The 16,518-nt window shown below is 72.3% G+C and carries 19 protein-coding genes; 12 read left to right on the top strand and 7 right to left on the bottom strand.

Features of this window, described 5'->3' with window-relative positions; translation table 11 throughout:
• Positions 1–10: 10 nt before the first annotated feature.
• Together OF850_RS13865 and OF850_RS13860 are read right to left on the bottom strand one after the other, a co-directional pair.
• Positions 11–583 carry a DUF938 domain-containing protein gene (locus OF850_RS13865; protein ID WP_301590819.1) on the bottom strand — a complete coding sequence of 191 codons (573 nt, stop codon included), beginning with the start codon at positions 581–583 and terminating at the stop codon, positions 11–13.
• Positions 580–1,593, bottom strand: coding sequence for an NAD(P)/FAD-dependent oxidoreductase (locus tag OF850_RS13860; protein WP_301590817.1), 1,014 nt, complete (start codon positions 1,591–1,593; stop codon positions 580–582). The genes OF850_RS13865 and OF850_RS13860 overlap by 4 nt, the downstream gene beginning before the upstream one ends.
• 56 nt (positions 1,594–1,649) lie before the next feature.
• Between OF850_RS13860 and tsaE the strand changes: the two genes are divergently transcribed.
• The 5 genes from tsaE to OF850_RS13835 all read left to right on the top strand — a co-directional run bounded on the left by tsaE (position 1,650) and on the right by OF850_RS13835 (position 5,910).
• The gene (gene tsaE / locus OF850_RS13855) at positions 1,650–2,084 is read left to right on the top strand and encodes a tRNA (adenosine(37)-N6)-threonylcarbamoyltransferase complex ATPase subunit type 1 TsaE (RefSeq protein ID WP_408906472.1); all 435 of its coding nucleotides are present in this window, start codon (positions 1,650–1,652) and stop codon (positions 2,082–2,084) included.
• On the top strand, positions 2,081–2,995 hold the full coding sequence (locus OF850_RS13850; protein WP_301590815.1) for an aminoglycoside phosphotransferase family protein: 915 nt from the start codon (positions 2,081–2,083) through the stop codon (positions 2,993–2,995). Before tsaE ends, OF850_RS13850 begins: the two co-directional genes overlap by 4 nt.
• 11 nt (positions 2,996–3,006) lie before the next feature.
• Entirely contained in the window at positions 3,007–3,717 is a 711-nt protein-coding gene (locus OF850_RS13845) for a nucleotidyltransferase family protein (RefSeq protein WP_301590847.1), read from the top strand.
• Positions 3,714–5,228 (top strand): apolipoprotein N-acyltransferase, encoded by a 1,515-nt coding sequence (gene lnt / locus OF850_RS13840; protein WP_301590814.1) that lies wholly within the window; start codon positions 3,714–3,716, stop codon positions 5,226–5,228. The genes OF850_RS13845 and lnt overlap by 4 nt, the downstream gene beginning before the upstream one ends.
• Positions 5,229–5,424: 196 nt before the next feature.
• Complete coding sequence (locus OF850_RS13835) at positions 5,425–5,910, top strand: helix-turn-helix domain-containing protein (RefSeq protein ID WP_301590812.1); 486 nt, start codon at positions 5,425–5,427, stop codon at positions 5,908–5,910.
• 37 nt (positions 5,911–5,947) lie between these two features.
• Here the strand turns inward: OF850_RS13835 and OF850_RS13830 are convergent, their stop codons facing one another.
• Positions 5,948–6,940 carry an MBL fold metallo-hydrolase gene (locus OF850_RS13830; protein ID WP_301590810.1) on the bottom strand — a complete coding sequence of 331 codons (993 nt, stop codon included), beginning with the start codon at positions 6,938–6,940 and terminating at the stop codon, positions 5,948–5,950.
• 105 nt (positions 6,941–7,045) lie between these two features.
• Here OF850_RS13830 and OF850_RS13825 point away from each other — a divergent pair, with 105 nt between their 5' ends.
• From OF850_RS13825 to OF850_RS13815, 3 genes are all read left to right on the top strand, one after another.
• The gene (locus OF850_RS13825; RefSeq protein ID WP_301590808.1) at positions 7,046–8,062 is read left to right on the top strand and encodes a zinc-binding alcohol dehydrogenase family protein; all 1,017 of its coding nucleotides are present in this window, start codon (positions 7,046–7,048) and stop codon (positions 8,060–8,062) included.
• Between the two features lie 5 nt (positions 8,063–8,067).
• On the top strand, positions 8,068–8,493 hold the full coding sequence (locus tag OF850_RS13820) for a DUF4149 domain-containing protein (RefSeq protein WP_301590807.1): 426 nt from the start codon (positions 8,068–8,070) through the stop codon (positions 8,491–8,493).
• 92 nt (positions 8,494–8,585) lie between these two features.
• The gene (locus tag OF850_RS13815) at positions 8,586–9,560 is read left to right on the top strand and encodes a Bug family tripartite tricarboxylate transporter substrate binding protein (RefSeq protein WP_301590805.1); all 975 of its coding nucleotides are present in this window, start codon (positions 8,586–8,588) and stop codon (positions 9,558–9,560) included.
• Positions 9,561–9,575: 15 nt separating this feature from the next.
• Here OF850_RS13815 and OF850_RS13810 read toward each other — a convergent pair whose 3' ends face one another.
• The gene (locus tag OF850_RS13810) at positions 9,576–10,889 is read right to left on the bottom strand and encodes a tetratricopeptide repeat protein (RefSeq protein ID WP_301590803.1); all 1,314 of its coding nucleotides are present in this window, start codon (positions 10,887–10,889) and stop codon (positions 9,576–9,578) included.
• Positions 10,890–10,987: 98 nt separating this feature from the next.
• Positions 10,988–12,205: a pyridoxal phosphate-dependent decarboxylase family protein gene (locus OF850_RS13805; protein WP_301590801.1), complete on the bottom strand. Its 1,218-nt coding sequence runs from the start codon at positions 12,203–12,205 to the stop codon at positions 10,988–10,990.
• A gap of 63 nt (positions 12,206–12,268) precedes the next feature.
• Here OF850_RS13805 and gnd point away from each other — a divergent pair, with 63 nt between their 5' ends.
• From gnd to OF850_RS13785, 4 genes are all read left to right on the top strand, one after another.
• Complete coding sequence (gene gnd / locus OF850_RS13800) at positions 12,269–13,231, top strand: phosphogluconate dehydrogenase (NAD(+)-dependent, decarboxylating) (RefSeq protein WP_301590799.1); 963 nt, start codon at positions 12,269–12,271, stop codon at positions 13,229–13,231.
• Between the two features lie 174 nt (positions 13,232–13,405).
• Complete coding sequence (locus tag OF850_RS13795) at positions 13,406–13,915, top strand: gluconokinase (protein ID WP_301590798.1); 510 nt, start codon at positions 13,406–13,408, stop codon at positions 13,913–13,915.
• A 34-nt stretch (positions 13,916–13,949) separates the two neighbouring features.
• Positions 13,950–14,666, top strand: coding sequence for a ribonuclease activity regulator RraA (locus tag OF850_RS13790; RefSeq protein ID WP_301590796.1), 717 nt, complete (start codon positions 13,950–13,952; stop codon positions 14,664–14,666).
• 26 nt (positions 14,667–14,692) lie between these two features.
• Positions 14,693–15,043, top strand: coding sequence for a hypothetical protein (locus OF850_RS13785; protein WP_301590794.1), 351 nt, complete (start codon positions 14,693–14,695; stop codon positions 15,041–15,043).
• Here the strand turns inward: OF850_RS13785 and OF850_RS13780 are convergent.
• Positions 15,037–16,059, bottom strand: coding sequence for an asparaginase (locus tag OF850_RS13780; protein WP_301590792.1), 1,023 nt, complete (start codon positions 16,057–16,059; stop codon positions 15,037–15,039). The two genes, OF850_RS13785 and OF850_RS13780, sit on opposite strands and share 7 nt — an antisense overlap.
• Entirely contained in the window at positions 16,056–16,484 is a 429-nt protein-coding gene (locus OF850_RS13775; protein ID WP_301590791.1) for a PaaI family thioesterase, read from the bottom strand. Before OF850_RS13775 ends, OF850_RS13780 begins: the two co-directional genes overlap by 4 nt.
• Between the last annotated feature and the right edge of the window lie 34 nt (positions 16,485–16,518).

The following is a 16,518-nucleotide window of genomic DNA, read 5'->3' as shown; positions in this document are numbered from 1 at the left end:
GGGGGCGCCGTCAGCGCCGAAAGGCGACCAGCAGGTTGTTGGCCGGCATCCCGGTGACCGCGGGCGGACCCCAGCCGTGCTGGGCCGCCAGCGCCGCCACGTCCTCCAGGCGGCGCACGCCCCAGCGCGGGTCGCGGGCACGGAGGTCGGCATCGAAGGCGATGTTGGAGGGGGCGGTGGGAACGCCGTCGCGGACAAACGGACTATACAGGAAGAGCGACCCGCCCGGTGCCTTGCGGAGCAGGCCCTCGCAGGCTTCCCAGGGCGCGATGTGGATCATGTTGATGCACAGCACCGCATCGGCGGGCGGAAAGGGCGCGTCGCCTGCGGCGTCGAGCGCCACGGGCGGGCGGAGATTGGGCAGCCCCGCCTCCTTCACATAGAGGGCGATGGAGGCGCGCGCCTCCCCGTCCGGGTCGCTCGGCTGCCACAGCAGATGCGGGAAGCGCCGCGCCAGGTGGACGGCGTGCTCGCCCGATCCGCTCGCCACCTCCAGCACCGTGCCGCGCGGGGGCAGGAGCGGCGCCAGCGCCTCGGCAATGGGCTCGCGGTTGCGCTGTGCGGCGGGCGACTCGCGCTTCACCCGTGAGGCACGCCCTTGGAGGTGGAGTACTCGAAATGCAGCGCCTCGCCAGGGAAGACGCGCGGGTGGATGGCGTGCGCCGCCATCGCGGCCTCCGAGAAGCCTTGCAGGATCAGCTTCAGCTTGCCCGGATAGGTGGCGATGTCGCCGATGGCATGGACGCCGGGGACATTCGTCATGCAGGTGGCCGGGTCCACGCGCACGTGCTTGTGCTCGATGCCCAGCCCCCATTCGGCGATGGGGCCGAGCTCCATGGACAGGCCGAAGAAGGCGAGCAGGTGGTCGGCCTCGACGCGCTTCTCCTCGCCCTTCAACGTCGCCAGCACCACGGCGGAAAGCTGGCCCGCCGTGCCTTCCAGCCCGTGAAGCTGGTAGGGGATCGCCATCTCCACCTCGCCGCGCGCAGCGGCCTCGGCCAGCTGGCGCGCGCTTTCCGGCGCGGCGCGGAACTTGTCGCGCCGGTGCACCATGGTGACGCGGGCGATGTCCTTAAGGCTCAGCGCCCAGTCCACCGCGCTGTCGCCGCCGCCCGCGATCACCACGCGCTTGCCGCGGAACTCCTCGCGCTTCGTGACCATGTAGCGCACGGCGCCGGTCGCCTCGTAATCCGGCAGGTGGTCCAGCGGCGGGCGGTTGGGGCCGAAGGCGCCTGCCCCGGCGGCGAGGATCACGGCCTTGCAGCGGATGGTCCGGTCCGCGCTGGTGCGCAGGGTGAAGCCCTCCCCATCCTCGCGCAGCGCGTCGACGCGCTGGCCCAGCAGGTAGCGCGGCTCGAAGGGCAGGGCCTGCTCGGCCAGCTGCTCGATCAGCTTCGCGCCCTCGATGCGCGGATGCGCCGGGATGTCGAAGATCGGCTTCTCGGGATAGAGCGCGGCGCATTGGCCGCCGATCTCCTCCAGCGTGTCCACCACGGCGCAGCGCATCTTCAGCATGCCGCACTCGAAGACGGCGAAAAGCCCGCAAGGCCCCGCGCCGACGATGCACACGTCGGTCTCGATCACGTCGCTCATGCCCGACCATTTCCCCCGCTTTGCCTCGCCCGTCCAGGGCATGCGACAAGCCGGCCATGGAGATGGTGCTGAACGGCCTCGCGGAGACCGAGGCCCTGGCCGCGCGCCTGGCCCGGGCAGCGCGGCCCGGGGATGCGATCCTGCTGAGTGGGCCATTGGGGGCGGGGAAATCGGCGCTGGCTCGGGGCTTCCTGCGCGCCCTGTCCGGCGATGCCGCGCTGGAGGTGCCGAGCCCCACCTTCACCCTGGTGCAGCTCTATGACATGCCGGGGGGCATGACGGCCTCCCATTTCGACCTTTACCGCCTCGACGGTCCCGATGCGCTGCACGAGCTGGGCTGGGAGGAAGCGCTGGAGGGGATCGCCCTGGTGGAATGGCCCGACCGGCTCGGTTCCCTGGCACCGCCTGGGGCGCTGCGCGTGGAGCTGGCGCCGCTGGAAGGCGATGCGCGCCGCGCGGTCGTTTCGGGTTGGGAGAAGCGCGCGTGGTGACGGAACTCCTCCTCCGCGCCGGTTTCGGAACGGCGCGCGCCGAGTCGCTGCCCGGCGATGCCAGCAAGCGCTACGCCCGGCTGCATGGCGGGCCGCGCCCGGCCCTGCTGATGGAAACGCCGGGCCAGGACTACCTGGATGCCTTCCTGCGCGTGGCGCGCCACCTCGACGCCATCGGCGTGCCTGCGCCGGCGGTGCTGGCCGAGGGGCCGGGCGCCGCGCTGGTCGAGGATCTGGGGCCGCAAAGCATGGCCGATGCACTGGATGCCGGCGCCGACCCGGTGCCGCTCTACGCCGCCGCCGCCCGCACCCTGGCGAAGCTGCATGCCGACCCGCCCCCCGGCGGCCTGCCCGCCTGGGACGCGCCGCGGATGACGGAGGCGGCGACCGCCACCTTCCTTGACTGGTGGTGGCCCGCCGTGTTCGGCGCGCCGCCGGACGACGCGGCGCGCGCCGGGCTGCGCGCGGCGCTGCTGGAGATGCTGACCCCCTTCGCCGCCGAAGGGTTCGTCCATCGCGACTTCTTTCCCGCCAACCTCGTCCCCACCGCGCGCGGCATGGCGGTGATCGACTTCCAGGACGCCGCGCGCGGCCATCCGCTCTACGACCTCGTTTCCCTGATCGAGGATGCGCGGCGCGACGTGCCAGAGGCGGCGCGCGAGGCGGCGTTGCGCGCCTATGGCGGCGCCCCGGATGCGGCGGCGATGGCGGCGCTCGGCGCGCAGCGCCACCTGCGCGTGGCGGCGCTCTGGGTGCGGCTCGACCGCCGCGACGGCAAGGGCCACTACCTCGCCCATGGGCCGCGCTGCTGGGCGCATCTCGCCCGCGCTCTGGAGCACCCCGCGACTTCGCCGCTGCGCCGCTTCCTGGACGCGCATGTCCCGCCCCGGCTGCGCGGCAACCCGGCGTGATCCGGCGCGGCATGGTGCTGGCGGCCGGGCTCGGCACCCGGATGCGCCCGCTGACCGACACGACGGCGAAGCCGCTCCTGCCCCTGCTGGGCCGCTCCCTGCTGGACCACGCGCTGGACCGGCTGGCCGAGGCGGGGGTGGAGCAGGCGGTGGTGAATGCGCACTGGAAGGCGGAGAAGGTCGCCGCCGCCCTGGTCGCGCGCACGGCGCCGCCCCGCACCCGGCTGCAGCTTGAGCCGGAGCTGCTGGAAACCGGCGGCGGCATCCGCCGCGCCCTGCCCCTGCTCGGCGAGGAGCCCTTCGCCGTCATCAACGGCGATGCCTTCTGGCGCGAAGGGCCGGTGCCGGCGCTGCACCGACTCGCCGAGGCCTTCGACCCGGCGCGCATGGATTCGCTGCTGCTGCTGATGCCCACGGCCCGCATCGAGGGCGCGGTGGGGCGCGGCGACTTCTTCCTGGATGGCTGGGGAAGGCTGCGCCGCCCGAAGCCGGGCGAGGTCGCGCCCTTCCTGTTCGCCGGGGTGCAGCTGATGGCGCCGGCGCTGGTGGCACCGGAGCCGGACGGGGTGTTCAGCCTGAACCGCCCCTTCGACCGCGCCCTGGGGGCCGGGCGGCTGCACGGCATCGTGCATGACGGCGAGTGGTATCACCTGTCCACTCCACCCGATCTCGACCGCGCCGAGCGGCGTCTGCGCGAAGGCAAGGGAATCAACTGGCTGTGAAGCAATTTGTGCAGCGCCCTGCCGCCCTGGCCACCGTGCTGGGCGCGCTTTCCGCCCTCGCCCTGCCGCCCGTCCACCTCCTGCCGATCCTGCTGCTGACCGTGCCCGGCTTCCTGCGCCTGGTGGGCCAGGCGCCCTCCTGGCGACGCGCCGCGCTGCTCGGCTTCCTGTTCGGCTTCGGCCACCACGTGGCGGGGGTGTACTGGGTCACGCATTCGCTGTTCACCGATTTCGGGCGCTGGTTCTGGCTGGTGCCGGTCGCGGCGCCGGGCCTCGCCCTGCCGCTGGCGCTGTTCTCCGTCCTGCCGGCGCTGGTGGCCTGGCGCGCCGCTCCGGGGTGGCGGCGCGTGCTGGGCTTCGCTGGCGCCTGGGTGGTGGCGGAGGGGCTGCGTGGCCTCCTGTTCACCGGCTTCCCGTGGAACCTTGTCGGAACGGGCTGGGCCTTCCACCCGCTGCCGCTCCAGCCCGCCGCCCTGATCGGCACGCATGGGCTGTCGCTGCTGACGATGGTGCTGGCGGGGCTGCCGCTTCTGGGCCTGCGGCGGGCGGTGCCGCTGGCGCTGCTGATCCTGCTGCCCTGGATGGGGTTCGGGGCGTGGCGCCTCGGCCAGCCCGACCCGCCCGCGCCCGGCATCCGCCTCGTGCTGGTGCAGGGCAACGTGGCGCAGGACGTGAAGTGGGACGAGGCGCAGCGCCTGCCCATCTTCCGACGCTACCTCGACCTGACGCGCGAGGGCACGGCCCGCGCCGCCGGGTCCGGGGAGCGCGTGGTGGCGATCTGGCCCGAGACCGCCAGCCCCTTCCTGCTGGCGCAGGATCCGGAGGCGGTTCGCCTCGCTGCCCTGTCCCTCGCCCCCGGCGCGACGCTGCTGGCTGGCACGGTGCGGGCCGAGTGGGGGGAGGACCGGCGCCTTTCCGGGCTGTGGAACTCCTTGGTCGCGCTGTCGGCCGAGGGCGAGGCGCTGGCGGTGTACGACAAGTTCCACCTCGTTCCCTTCGGGGAGTACATGCCGCTGGGCGGGCTCATTCCCATCCGGGTCGTGACGGGGGGGATGGATTTCTCCGCCGGGCCGGGTCCGGTGACCCTGTCCGTGGCGGGGCTGCCCGGCTTCTCGCCGCTGATCTGCTACGAGGTGATCTTCCCTGGCGCCGTGACCGGGGCGGAGCGGCCGGCCTGGCTGGTCAACATCACCAACGATGCCTGGTTCGGGGTTTCGGCCGGACCGTTCCAGCATTTCGCGGCGGCGCGGATGCGGGCGGTGGAGGAGGGATTGCCCCTGGCACGTGCCGCGCAGACCGGAATCAGCGCGGTTGTGGACCCGAAGGGCCGTGTCATTTCACAACTAGGGCTTAACGCAACCGGAACCCTTGAAGTTAGTTTACCAGGAAGAGTCCCGCTTACCGTTTTTGGACAGACGGGACCGATTTTGCCGCTTACGATGGCGGTGCTCCTTGTGTTTTTGAGTTTTGTGCGAAATAGGTCGGAAACCGGCAACCCTGGCGTGCATTAAGCATGACTGCGGCGCCGATGAGGAGCGTTGCTTTCTTGAGACACGTTTAGATTATTGACCATACCCCAACAATCCCTTAATGGTTGTTCTCGGCAGCTCCCCCCGGTCCTGTCCGCCAGGTTCCCCCCGGTCCCAGGCATCACAGTCGGCTCGACGCGGGTGAAAGTCGAAGGAAGACGGACAGATGAGGCATGCGATGGCGACTGAGGAAAATGTGGAGCGTGCTGCGGAGCGAGAGCATCGTCCCAGCCCGATCGACGTGCATGTCGGCTCCCGCGTCCGGCTGCGCCGCACCCTCCTCGGCATGAGCCAGGAGAAGCTGGGCGAGGCCCTGGGCCTCACCTTCCAGCAGGTGCAGAAATACGAGCGCGGCGTGAACCGCATCGGCGCCTCCCGCCTCTACGACCTGTCGCGCGTGCTGGACGTGCCGATTTCCTTTTTCTTCGACGACATGCCGATGGGCGGGGGCAGCGTCTCCTTCGCGCAGCGCAACCACGGCGTCGCCGAACCCGGCCAGGACCCCTTCGGCGCTTCGGGGCATGCCGCCGCGGCCGGCATCCCGCCCGACCTGCTGCAGCAGCGCGAAACGCTGGAACTGGTGCGTGCCTACAACCGCATCCAGGATCCCTCGATCCGCAAGCGCGTCTTCGACCTCATCAAGGCGATGACCCCGCCCGAATGAGGCGGCCGGCGCGGGGATGGCCCCGCGCCCCCTCCGGTCAGATCGCCGTGCCGAAATGCTGCGGGCGCGGCACGTAGAGAAAGCCCTCGCCGTCACGGATCACCCGGCCGAAACCCGGCCAGGGCACGTGCACCCCGCCCATCGGCATGCCCTCCTCGGCAAGCAGGGTCAGCGTCCGCACGCGGCTTTCCACCCCTTCCGCCGGGTCCACGTCCACGCCGACGCGCCAGCGCGGCCGCGCCAGCTGGATCGTCATCTGGTGGGCGATGTCGCCCCAGATCAGCATGGAGCGGTTCTGGCTGGTGAGGCGGTAGGACACGTGGCCCGGTGTGTGGCCCGGCGCCGGCATCAGGAAGATGCCGGGAATGACCTCCAGCCCCTCGCGCATCTCCACCGTGCGGATGCGGCCCTCATAGGGGCGGATGGCGCGGCGTCCCGCCTCGATGAAGCGCTGGCCTTGCGGGACGCGGCTTTCCATCGCCGGGTCGGTCCAGAAGCGGTGGTCCACCTCCGTCACCACCACCTCGGCATTCGGGAAGTTGCGGGTAGTGCCGTCATAGGACAGGCCCAGCGCGTGCTCCGGATGGATGTGGGTGAGGATCACCGTGTCCACCTGCTCGGGCCGGTAGCCGCTGGCGCGCAGCGCCTCTAGCGTGCGGCCCGTGGTCGGAATGAAGGAGGAATGCCCGCCGCAATCGATCATGGCGAGGTTGCGGCCGGTGTTGACCACATAGGCGCCGACCGGCTGGTGCAGCCCGCCCCCGATGCGGAAGGAGCGGTCGCGCAGCGGGTCGATCTCCTCCGGCCGGCTGTCGGGAAAGAAGTTGCGGATGCCCTCGTTGGTGCCCTGCATCGCGCCGTCCAGCAGCGTCGTCACCTCGAAGTCGCCGAGCTTCACGCGCTGGAATTGCGGCGGCATCTCGCCCTGGGTCGGGGGCGGGGTGTTCTGCGCCGCGGCCGGGGCGGCGATCCCCGCGACGAGGGCGGGCGTGGCGAGCAGGGCGAGGCGGCGTCGGACGGCAAGGCTCATGGCGTGTCTCCCGTGGGGCGTCTCCGCCTCTGGTGTGGGGAGGCCGCGCGGGGTTGTCACCCTCCCCCAGGGGTCTAGACCGGTCGGGACACCTGGGAGAACGCCATGAAGGCCGTGGCCTACACGCAGTGCCGCCCCTCCTCCGACCCGGAGGCGCTGCTCGACCTCGAACTGCCCGACCCGCCCGCGCCGAAGGGACGCGACCTGCTGGTGGAGGTGCGCGCCGTGTCGGTGAACCCGCTGGACGCCAAGCAGCGCGGCCGCGCCGATCCCAAGGGCGAGCCGAAGATCCTGGGCTTCGACGCCGCCGGGGTGGTGCGCGCCGTGGGTCCGGAAGCGCGGATGTTCTCACCGGGGAACGAGGTATTCTATGCCGGGGCAGTGAACAGACCAGGGTCGAACGCGCGCCTTCAGCTGGTGGACGAGCGCATCGTCGGCCTGCGCCCGGCCAGGCTGGATTTCGCCGAATCCGCCGCCCTGCCGCTCACCTCCATCACGGCCTGGGAGGCGCTGTTCGACCGTCTGCGCATCCCGCACGGTGCGTCCGGCGGGGCACTGCTCGTGGTGGGCGGCGCGGGGGGCGTCGGCTCCATGGCGATCCAGCTGGCGCGGGCGCTCACCGGCCTCACCGTCATCGCCACCGCCTCGCGGCCCGAGACGCGTGAATGGTGCGAGGGGCTTGGCGCGCATCACGTGGTGGACCATGCGGGCGACCTCGCGGCGCAGGTGAAGGCGCTGGGCGTTCCCGTACCCTTCATCTTCTGCACCACCCAGACGGAGCGCCACTGGCGCGCCATCTGCGACATCGTCGCGCCGCAGGGCCTGGTCTGCGCCATCGACGAGCCGATGACGCTGGAGGTCGGGCGGCTGAAGCCCAAGGCGGCCGGTCTGGTGTGGGAGGCGATGTTCGCCCGCATCCTGTTCCGCACCGCCGACATCGAGGCGCAGCACCAATTGCTGAAGGAGGTGTCGCGCCTCGCCGATGCGGGCACGATCCGCTCCACGCTGACGCGCCGCCTCGGCCCCATCTCCGCCGCCGCGCTGCTGGAGGGGCACCGGCTGGTGGAGGAAGGGCGGATGATCGGCAAGGCGGTGGCGGAGGGCTGGGGCGACCCCAACTGAGCGGGATGGAATCGGTCCTCGCCCTCGTCGCGCTTTTCTCCCTCGCCCTATTGCTGGGCGGCATGGTGTTCTTTGCCGCCGTGGTGGCGCCGCTGGTCTTCACGCGGCTGCCACCCGTCGCGGCGGGGCCGTTCATCCGGCAGGTCTTCCCTGTCTACTACCTGTGGGTGCTGGCGCTGTCCGCCGCCGCCGCGGTGGCGCTCTTCCCGCTGAGCAAGGAGGCGGCGGGGATCATGGCCGCCACTGCCGGCCTCGCCTGGTTCCTGCGCCAGGTGCTCATGCCGCGCGTCAACCACTTCTCCGACGCCGCCCAGGCGGGCGACACGACGGCGCGCCCGGTCTTCGACCGGCTGCACCGGCTGAGCGTCCTCGCCAACCTCCTGCAGATGGTGGCGGCGGGCGCGGTGCTGGCGATGTTCGCGCTGCGCTGAAGCCGCGTTGCCGCATCCTGCGGCATGGACTTACCATCCCGGCGGGGCGTGGCGCCTCGCGGTCGCGCCTCCACCATGGAGGAAACACGACCATGCAACGCCGCAGCCTCGCCGCCGCGCTCGCCCTCGCGCCGCTTGCCGTCCCCGCCTTCGCGCAGGGCACGGCGCCCTGGCAGCCCGAACGGCCCATCCGCTTCGTCGTCGGCTTCGCGGCAGGCGGCAGCACCGACATCACCGGGCGCCTCGTCGCCGAGGCGATCTCCCCCGCGCTCGGCCAGCCCGTGGTGGTGGAGAACCGCGTGGGCGCGGCGGGCAACATCGGCTCGGAAGCGGTGGCGCGGGCGGCGCCGGACGGGCACACCTTTGTCGTCGCCTCGGTCGGCACGCATACGACCAACCAGTTCCTGTACCCCAACATGGGATTTCACGTGGTGAACGACTTCACCCCCGTGTCTCTCGTGCTGACCAGCAGCGCCGTGCTGGTGGTGCATCCTTCCGTGCGCGCGCGCAGCGTGGCGGAGCTCATCGCCCTGGCGCGCGAGAACCCGGGCGGGCTCAACCTCGGCACCAGCGGCACGGGCGCGACGCAGCATTTCGCCGCGGCGCTGTTCGAGGAAAAGGCAGGGGTGCGGTTCACCCATGTCCCGTATCGCGGCGGCGCGCCGGCCATGGCCGACCTGCTGGCCGGGCGGGTGCAGGTGATCTTCTCGCCGCTCGCGGAGGCGATGGGCGGAATCCGCGGAGGGCAGATCATCCCCCTCGGCGTCACGCGCAATGGGCGCATGCCCGCGCTGCCGGAGGTGCCGCCGATCTCCGACACCGTGCCCGGCTACGAGTTCAACTCCTGGATCGGCATCTTCGGCCCGCCGCGCCTGCCGGAGCCCATCGTGCGCCGCATGTCGCAAGTGATCGCCGAGGCGGTGCGCTCCCCCGCGACGCGGCAGCGCATGGAGGATCTCGGCTACCTGCCCGAGGGCGGCTCCGCCGAGGATCTCGCCCGCGTCCAGCAGCGCGACTTCGCGCTGATGGAGCATCTGGTCCGCGTGACCGGCGCGGCGCAGCAGTAAGGGGCCGCGGGCCGGTCAGTGGACCGGCACCGCCTCCAGCCCGGCCACTGGGATGCCGCGCGGTCCCGGGCGGCGCCTCGCCAGCAGGCGGCGCGCCTCCTCGTGCCGGCCGGAGGCGAGATAGGCCTTCAGCAGCGTGAACTCGACGAGGTCGATCTGCGCGCGGCTGCCGCCCATCCGCTCCCGCTCGGCGAAGACGCTCTCGATGCCGGTGATCGCCGCGTCGTAGTCCCGCTTCTCGAAGGCGATGAAGGCACGCGCCAGGGCGGCGACGACGTGCCCCGCCGGGTAGCGCCCGGCGCTCGCCATCCCGTCCATCTCCGCGAGGCGCGCCTCGGTCTCCGCCGGGTCGCCGTTCACGGCGTCCACCAGGGCGATGTGCCAGTCCGCGTAGGGCAGGCCCGGGCGCGGAAACAGGCGGCGCACGAAGCCGCGCAGCGCCTCCCAGCGCGCATGGTCGCGCGGATGTCCCGCCAGCTCGGCGCGCCACAGGAAGGAGGGCGCGTCGAAGATCTTGATCAGCGCCGGGCCCGGATGATCCTCCGCCGCGAAGCCCGTGTCGAAGAGCCGGGAGGCTTCGTCGAACTCGCCCTGGTGCAGCCGGACCACTGCCAGGTGCCAGCTCAGGTGGCCATGCAGGGCGCCGTTGCGCGGGTAGTCGGTCAGCCAGGAGCGGAGGAAGGCGGTGGCGGCCTCGGCCTCGCCGTTCTCGTAGTGGAAATGCGCCAGCGTGTGCGCCGCGTAGGCGTTGCGCGGGCATTGCGCGATGGAGGATTCGATGCGCGGGCGCGCGGCGTCCTGGTGGCCCAGCTCGGAAAGGGCGAAGGCGTAGTGGCTGTTGAACCACCAGTCGTCGCCGTAATGCGGTTCCAGCATCGCCAGAAAATCCAGCTGGTCCTGCTCGCGCGTCGGGCTTCCGGAGATGCCGATCAGCCCGGTCTGGTTGGCCGCGACGCTGACCGCAACCGCATCGCGCGGCCAATCCGCCACGTGGCGCCGCAGGGCTTCCAGCGACGATGCGGGCTTGCCACCGAGCAGCAGGTCGAAGACCTCCACGTGGCTGGCATCCCGGTCCGAGGCCCCGCTGCCGAGGGCGGTGCGTGCGGCGGCGATGGCCTCCCGCGCGCCGGCAACGTCGCCGCCGAGCTGCAGCGCCCGCGCGCGGCCGGCATGCGCCAGCGCGAATCCCGGATCGGCGTGGGCGGCACGCTCGAACAATTCGGCCGCGCCGGGGTACATGCGCAGCAGGATGTCGCATCCCTCGACATAGGCGTCGCGCGCCTCGGGCGATGAGGTGGAAAGGGGGAGTCCGTATTGGTCTGTGAGCATGGGCCGCGTCCCGTCGCGAGGGAAATTTCTCATTCGGCGGCGGAAGTCTAGGGGAATGGGGGGCGGGACCGCAACGAAAGACGCGGCCCCGCGCAGCCTCAATAGGCGCGCACCTCCTCCTTCGGCCGTGCCACCCCGGTGCGGCGCGCCTCCGCCGCCGCCTCACGCAGGGCGGCGGCGTATTCCTCCGCCACCTCGGCATGGAGGGGGTTCAGGTGCAGGTGGATGCCCTCCGGCTCCACCTGGCGGGAAACGAGCCAGCCGCGCCGCTCCAGCCCGTCCGCCACGGCGGCGATGGGCAGCGCCGGGTCGGCCGAGCGATACACCAGGATGGCGTGGTTGCCCGGCAGGGCCTCGAGGCCCGGGATGGATTCCACCGCCGCCACGATCGTCGCGCGCGCCCGCATCACCCGCTCCGCGCAGTCGCGGTAGCCGGCGCGGCCCAGGAAGCGCATCACCGCCCATGCGGCGGCGACCGCCCCGCCCGGCCGCGTGCCCTGCGCCGTGTGGGCGGCGTAGAGGCCGCGCGCCCAGGCGCGGCTTTCGAAGCGGTGGAAGCGGCGCAGCGCCTCGTCGCGCACCAGCAGCAGCGACGCGCCCTTGGGCGCCATGCCGTGCTTGTGGATGTCGGCGCTGATGCTGCTCACGCCGGGCACCGCGAAGTCCCAATCCGGCAGCCCCTCGAGGAAGGGATTGATGAAGCCGCCGACGCAGGCATCCACGTGCAGCCACAGCCCGCGCTCCGTCGCCAGCGCGCCAAGCTCGCGGATCGGGTCCACCGTGCCGAAGGGGTAGCCGGGAGCGGAACCGACGATCGCGACGGTCTTCTCGTTGCAGGCGGCCGCCATCGCCGCCACGTCGCCGCGCCGGTCCGCGCCCACGGGCACGCGCCTCACCTCGAGGCCGAGATACCAGCAGGCGCGGTCGAAGGTGAGGTGCGCCGTGTCGGGCATGACGACGTTGCCACCGACGGCGCCGGATTTTTCGCGCGCCGCCAGCATCGCCAGGAAGATGCTCTCGCTGCCGCCGGAGGTCATGGTGCCGCCCGCGCCTTCCGGCGCGTGCATGAGGTCCAGCGCCATGGAGACCACCTCGCCCTCCAGCTTTGCCAGCGAGGGGAAGGCGCGGCCCGCACCCAGGTGATTCTCCGTCCAGAACAGGCGGTAGGCGTCCTGTCCGATGCGCTCCAGTTCCTCGTCCAGGTAGTAGAAGAACACGGCCATGCGGCCCTTGCGCCAGGAATGGTCGCGCGCCTTGGCGTCGCGCAGCGCCTCCTCCAGGGCGGGCCAGGCCTCGCCCTTCTCCGGCAGCTTCATCGGACTTTCCTCCCCATCGCGTTTCCGCCATCACAGCATGAGGATGCGCGGGGAGGAAACTTCATGACGCTCGGCATGGTCGGACTGGGCCGGATGGGGGCCAACATCCTGCGCCGCGCGATGCGCGCGGGCATCGCGGGGGCGGGGTTCGACCGCGACGCGGGCGCCGTCGCCGCGCTGGTGGCGGAAGGCGCGGCGGGGGCGGACAGCCTGGAGGGGCTGGTGGCGATCCTGGACGCGCCGCGCACCGTCTGGGTCATGCTGCCTGCCGGCGAGGCGACCGAGGCCGCGCTGCGCGAGCTTCACGCGCTGCTCGCCCCGGGCGACACGATCATCGAGGGCGGCAACTCCCTCTACAAGGACAGCATGCGCCGCGCCGCCGAGGCGCGGGCGAAGGGGCTGCACTACCTCGACGTCGGCACCTCCGGCGGGGTGTGGGGGCTTGGGCGCGGCTACTGCCTGATGATCGGCGGCGACGCGGCCGCCGTGCAGGCGCACGAGGCGCTGTGGCGCGCCCTGTCCCCCGGCGAGGGGGCCGCCCCGCCCACGGGCGGCCGCGAGAGGCGCGACCCACGGCCAGAGGCGGGCTTCGTTCATTGCGGGCCGAGCGGCGCCGGCCATTACTGCAAGATGATCCACAACGGCATCGAGTACGGGATGATGCAGGCCATGGCCGAGGGGCTGGACCTCTTGCGCCGCGGCCCATTCCCCGAACTTCCGTTGCCCGACGTGACCGAGGCGTGGCGGCGCGGTTCCGTCGTTTCCTCCTGGCTGCTGGACCTGACGGCGCAGGCCCTGGCGCTGGACCCGGACCTCACGGAGTACGGCGGGGTAGTGAGCGACAGCGGCGAGGGGCGCTGGACGGTGGACGCGGCGGTGGAGCACGCCGTGCCCGCTCCGGTGCTGGCCGCCGCGCTCTTCGCGCGCTTCCGCTCGCGCGGGACGGAGAACTTCGCCGACAAGGCACTGAGCGCGATGCGCAAGGGTTTCGGTGGGCATCTGGAGCCGAAGGCTCCAGATGCGTGATTCCTGCCCTCAGACGCCGGGCGCGGCCTCCGGCCGCTTGGCTTCGCCGCGCGACGGGCGCGCTGATCGGACGGGCGGTCTGGCGGCGCCGGCCGCTGTGCGGCCGGATTCTTCCTGGGCGTCGCATCGTCGGGGCAGGGACTGGCTGGCTTCGGCGTGTCGGACCCTTCCGCCATGACCCCCCGCCGCGTCCTGGTCATGGGCGTGTCCGGCTCGGGCAAGTCCACGCTGGGGGCGCTGCTGGCCCAGCGCCTCGGCCTGCCCTTCGCCGATGCGGACGCGTTTCACCCGGAGGCGAATATCCGCAAGATGAGCGCGGGCAACCCGCTTTCCGATGACGACCGCTGGCCCTGGCTGGACGCGCTCGGCGCGTGGCTCGCGGCGCAGGAGCGGGGCGGGGTGATCGGCTGCTCGGCGCTGAAGCGTTCCTATCGCGACCGGCTGCGGGGCCATGCGCCCGGTCTCCTGGTCGTGCATCCGTATGGCGATTTCGCGCTGATCGCCGCGCGCCAGGCGGCGCGGCCCAGCCACTTCATGCCGCCCGCCCTGATGGAAAGCCAGTTCCGCACGCTGGAGCCCCCCACGCCGGAGGAAGGGGCGCTCGGCCTCGACGTCGCGGACCCGCCGGAGGCGCTGGCGGCGCGCGCCGCCGCCTGGGTGGACGCGCGGTCGGGCCGCGCATAAAGCGGTCGGGACCGAAAGGAAGGGGGAAGACACCATGGCGCTGTCCGCTGAGACCAAGAGCAAGCTGGAAGGCATCACCACCGCGACGCTGACGACGGTGCTGCTGAAGAAGGGCCTCCGCAACGTGTGGATGCGCGGCGCCGTCCCCTTCACCCCCGCCGCCCAGGGCAAGCGCCTCGTCGGCGAGGCCTTCACCCTGCGCTTCATCCCCGCGCGCGAGGATCTCGCGACGCCGGAATCCTGGTCCTCGCCGAAATCCACCCGCGCCGCCATCGAGGCGATGCCGGAAGGCGCCATCGTCGTCGCCGACGCCATGGGGGTGAAGGACGCGGGCATCTTCGGCGACATCCTCTGCGCTCGCCTGCACAAGAAGAACGTGACCGCCCTGGTGACGGACGGCGCGGTGCGCGACGTGGCCGGGGTGAACGGCACCGGCCTGCCCGTGTGGTGCGCGGGCGGCGCCGCCCCGCCCTCCGTCGCCGGCCTCACCTTCGTGAACTGGCAGGAGCCGGTGGGCTGCGGCGGCGTGGCCGTCTTCCCGGGCGACGTGATTGTGGCCGACCCGGACGGCGCCGTGGTCATCCCCGCCGACCTCGTGGAGGCGGTGACGGAAATGGCGGTGGAGCAGGAGCGGCTGGAAGGCTGGATCATGAAGCAGGTGGAGGCCGGACAGGCCCTGCCCGGCCTCTACCCCGCCAATGCCGAGAACAAGGCCCGCTACGAGGCCGACAAGGCGGCCGGCCGCATCTGACGTCCGCGCCCGGCGTTGGGAGGGGGATGACGCTCCGCCTCCTCCCCACCCTGGCCCTGCTGGCGGCCTGCTCCCCCGTGGTGGTGGTGCAGCCCATCGACATCCGCATCCCGGCCTGCGACGGCCGCTTCCAGGTGGTGAACGTCTCGGGCGCCACCGTCCGCAGCCTCGTCGTCCGCACGCCCGGCGGGGGCGAGCGCGACGTGCTCGGCCTCGGCAACCTGCCGCCGGGGACGGAGCTCACCGTGGCGGCGCCGCCCGGCCCCAACCTGGTGCGCGCCATCCTGGCCAGTGGGCAGGAAATGGCGCTGGGTGGCTTCGACCCCTGCCGCGCCGAGATCCTGCGCGTGACGCCGGTGGGGCTGCGCCCTCAATAGGCGTCGAACAGCGCCCGCAGCTCCGCCCGGTCTCGCGTGCGCGTCAGCCCGAGCATCAGCAATACCCGCGCCTTGGCCGCGTTGAGGTTGTCCGCCGGGATCAGCCCCGCCGCGCGGCTGCGCGTCGTTTCCACCACGCGGCCGCCCCCGGCGCGGGTGGTGGCGGCGACCGGCACGGGGGCGTCGCGCAAGGCCTCCATCAGCGCGGGCGTGCCGCCGCTGGGCGCGAACCCGTCCAGAACCAGCCCTTCCGCCCCAGCGCGCAGGAAGGCCTCCACCGCCACCCCGTCCGCCCCGGCATAGCAGGGCACGATGTCCACCCGCGGCAGCGCCGCCAGGCCGGACAGGTCGAAATTCCCGGGCGGGCGCAGCGGGCGGCGATACCAGTGCACCGCATCCGCCTCGGCCAGGCCCAGCGCGCCGAAATCCGGGCTTTGGAAGGCCTGGAGCCGCGCCGTGTGGGTCTTGGTCACCTCGCGCGCCGCGTGGATCTCGTCATTCATCGCCACCAGCACGCCGAGGCCCCGCGCCCCCGGATCGCCCGCCACGCGGCAGGCATTGGCGAGGTTCATCCCGGCGTCGCTGGACAGAGCGCTGGACGGGCGCTGCGCCCCCACCAGCGCCACCGGCGGCTGCTTGCCGCCCTGCGCGGTGAGGTGGAGGAAATACGCCGTTTCCTCCAGCGTCGCCGTGCCATGGCCGATGACGATCCCGTCCACGCCCCGCGCGGCCACGGCATCCACCAGCCGCCGCAGCTCCAGCCAGTCCGCCGGGCCGATGGCGGTGGATGGGACGGCGCGAAAGGCGATGGGCTCCACCGCCGCCACCCCTGCCGCTTCCGGCCAGCGGGCGAGCAGGGCGGCCGCTTCCATCACCGTTCCGTGGCGCCCGTAATCCTGGATGTCGAACGGCCCCTCGCCGAGCGAGGCGATGGTGCCGCCCGTGCCGATGAAGGCGATGCGCTTCTTGTCCGACTGATTCACGCTCCGCTCCGCGATCAGGCGGGGCCGCCTCACTTGCGTTCCACGATCGCGGTGGTGAGGCGGGACACGCAGGACAGCTCGCCGTCCTCGCGCCGCAGCTCGATGTTCCAGACATGGACGGAGCGGCCGATCCGCACCGGGGTGCAACGCCCGCGCACCGTCCCGCCCTTAGGCACGGGGCGGAGGTGGTTCGCGTTCACCTCCAGACCCACCGCGCCGAAGCCCGGATCGCAGCACATCACGGAGGCGAGGGAGCCCAGCGTTTCCGTCAGCACCACGGACACGCCGCCATGCAGGATGCCGAAGGGCTGCACGTGGCGCCCGTCCACCGGCATCTCCCCCTCGATCCAGTCCGGCCCGACCTCGGTGATGCGGATGCCGAGCAGGCCGTTCACCGTGTCCGCGCTGAAGCGCTGGTTGATCTCCTGGGCAGTGGCCGGTTGGCGCCAGATGGTCATGCGGGCTGTCCTTCGCGTATGAGGCGAGGCCACG

This window comes from Sabulicella glaciei (assembly GCF_026183895.1).
GTDB lineage: Bacteria > Pseudomonadota > Alphaproteobacteria > Acetobacterales > Acetobacteraceae > Roseococcus > Roseococcus glaciei.
Note: the sequence above shows the minus strand (reverse complement) of the source record. Positions and strands in the feature narration are given on the sequence as shown.

Bases quoted from the DNA above. Each gene is read 5' to 3' on its own strand.
- tsaE (WP_408906472.1), top strand. From the start codon at position 1,650: ATGGAGATGGTGCTGAACGGCCTCGCGGAGACCGAGGCCCTGGCCGCG.
- OF850_RS13845 (WP_301590847.1), top strand. From the start codon at position 3,007: ATGGTGCTGGCGGCCGGGCTCGGCACCCGGATGCGCCCGCTGACCGAC.
- OF850_RS13835 (WP_301590812.1), top strand. From the start codon at position 5,425: ATGGCGACTGAGGAAAATGTGGAGCGTGCTGCGGAGCGAGAGCATCGT.
- gnd (WP_301590799.1), top strand. From the start codon at position 12,269: ATGACGCTCGGCATGGTCGGACTGGGCCGGATGGGGGCCAACATCCTG.
- OF850_RS13795 (WP_301590798.1), top strand. From the start codon at position 13,406: ATGACCCCCCGCCGCGTCCTGGTCATGGGCGTGTCCGGCTCGGGCAAG.
- OF850_RS13805 (WP_301590801.1), bottom strand. From the start codon at position 12,205: ATGAAGCTGCCGGAGAAGGGCGAGGCCTGGCCCGCCCTGGAGGAGGCG.
- OF850_RS13810 (WP_301590803.1), bottom strand. From the start codon at position 10,889: ATGCTCACAGACCAATACGGACTCCCCCTTTCCACCTCATCGCCCGAG.
- OF850_RS13825 (WP_301590808.1), top strand. From the start codon at position 7,046: ATGAAGGCCGTGGCCTACACGCAGTGCCGCCCCTCCTCCGACCCGGAG.
- OF850_RS13815 (WP_301590805.1), top strand. From the start codon at position 8,586: ATGCAACGCCGCAGCCTCGCCGCCGCGCTCGCCCTCGCGCCGCTTGCC.
- OF850_RS13860 (WP_301590817.1), bottom strand. From the start codon at position 1,593: ATGAGCGACGTGATCGAGACCGACGTGTGCATCGTCGGCGCGGGGCCT.
- OF850_RS13830 (WP_301590810.1), bottom strand. From the start codon at position 6,940: ATGAGCCTTGCCGTCCGACGCCGCCTCGCCCTGCTCGCCACGCCCGCC.
- OF850_RS13820 (WP_301590807.1), top strand. From the start codon at position 8,068: ATGGAATCGGTCCTCGCCCTCGTCGCGCTTTTCTCCCTCGCCCTATTG.
- OF850_RS13785 (WP_301590794.1), top strand. From the start codon at position 14,693: ATGACGCTCCGCCTCCTCCCCACCCTGGCCCTGCTGGCGGCCTGCTCC.
- OF850_RS13775 (WP_301590791.1), bottom strand. From the start codon at position 16,484: ATGACCATCTGGCGCCAACCGGCCACTGCCCAGGAGATCAACCAGCGC.
- OF850_RS13790 (WP_301590796.1), top strand. From the start codon at position 13,950: ATGGCGCTGTCCGCTGAGACCAAGAGCAAGCTGGAAGGCATCACCACC.